Origin of the sequence: Mesorhizobium sp. M1227, assembly GCF_040318315.1 — a bacterium.
Classification (GTDB): domain Bacteria; phylum Pseudomonadota; class Alphaproteobacteria; order Rhizobiales; family Rhizobiaceae; genus Mesorhizobium.
Map to the genome: position 1 here is coordinate 1 of NZ_JAMYLZ010000097.1, position 1,424 is coordinate 1,424.

At 59.3% G+C, this 1,424-nt stretch carries 1 protein-coding gene; it reads left to right on the forward strand.

What is annotated here, in order from left to right; translation table 11 throughout:
- Positions 1-1,424 (forward strand): FG-GAP repeat domain-containing protein (locus NKH28_RS34255; RefSeq protein WP_352981457.1); only part of this gene is annotated, 1,424 nt, incomplete at both ends.

The following is a 1,424-nucleotide window of genomic DNA, read 5'->3' on the forward strand; positions in this document are numbered from 1 at the left end:
CTACAAGCTGACCTACGACCAGGCGCCGTTCTCCAACGCCTCGCGCCTGACCGCCGTCACCCGCTACGGCACCGATGCGGCCATCGCTGCCGACGGCACCATCTCCGGCGGCACCGCAAAGCTGCTCGGCCAGATGACCTATCAGAACACCGATGGGGTCTATACAACCGTTAATGGGCAGCTCTACGAGCATACGCAGGTCAGCCCTTTGCCGCCGAGCTATAGCAATCCAAACGAAGTCGGCGACCTTGACTTTGACGGCCGCGATGAGGTCTTCGGGAACTATACCGAAACGACGATGTCCGGGCAGACAATAACGACCAACGTCTACAAGCGTATCATCAAGTTTGGTGCTGGCGGAATTCCGGCAGACAACAAGACCGTATTTCTGCGTATCAAGTCGCCCTCGGAGTCCCCGCCACCACCGGACCCAAGCGACCCAAACCAACAGCCCCCACCCAAACCGATCTTTTTCTCGGATCCCGGCCGCTTCCTCTCAACCAAGAACACGATGGACTTCGTGTACTATACGAATGGCCCCGGCGGCAGCGTGTTCCCCCTTCCGCCAGGATATTACTCCCAAGGCGCGCTTCTTCTGACCGATGCTCAACTGGGCATGATCAAATCCGACTGCAATCCGACAGCGCCAACCGGCTATCAAACCGTCTGCAGTGCGTTGCCGTACGGGACCAATTTGGCCACGCGTCCTGACGCCCCGACATTTGTCGCCGATCCTGACGGTGATGGCGTCGACAATCTCAATGTCAATGGGAACGGTGATTTGAACAAGGTCATTGGTGTTGGCGATTTTCTCGGCAACGGGCACCAGCAGCCGTTGTTCGCCGTGGGGCTACTGGGCGGAAACGTAAAAAAGGGTGTCCTGTCGAACGGCACATGGGAGTTGGCGGAGCCCTCCTTGTCCCCCGTCTGCTCGGCGCTTGCCGGCCTAAGCAGCTGCGTTCTGGCCGATCTGGACGGCGACGGCGCGACAGACATTTTCCGCTACGGCGGCAATAATCACAGCGCCAAACTATGGCTGTCGACCGGAATCGGCTTCAAGGAGTACTCAGTTTCCGCGATGGCGGGGACGTTTGCCGTTCTTCGCGACTTCGACAATGATGGCCGCGTCGACGTCCTCACGATGGCTGGTGATGACCTCGCTCAGGCCTATGGGACCGGCACGGTCAGGTTTTTCTCGCTTCGATCGTCGTCGACAGCTTTTGCACCGGTGCAGTTCTCGCTGCCAATGGCAATGACTGCCGGCACATTAATAGGCGACTTCAACGGCGACGGCCTGCCGGACTTCACCGATTACGACAAGCACATGTTCATCTCGGCCCCCGGCGCTGGCAACCCGAACCTGCTTCGCAGTGTCGTGACGGAACTCGGCGGGACGGTTGCGGTGGAGTATGCGCCGTCATCGA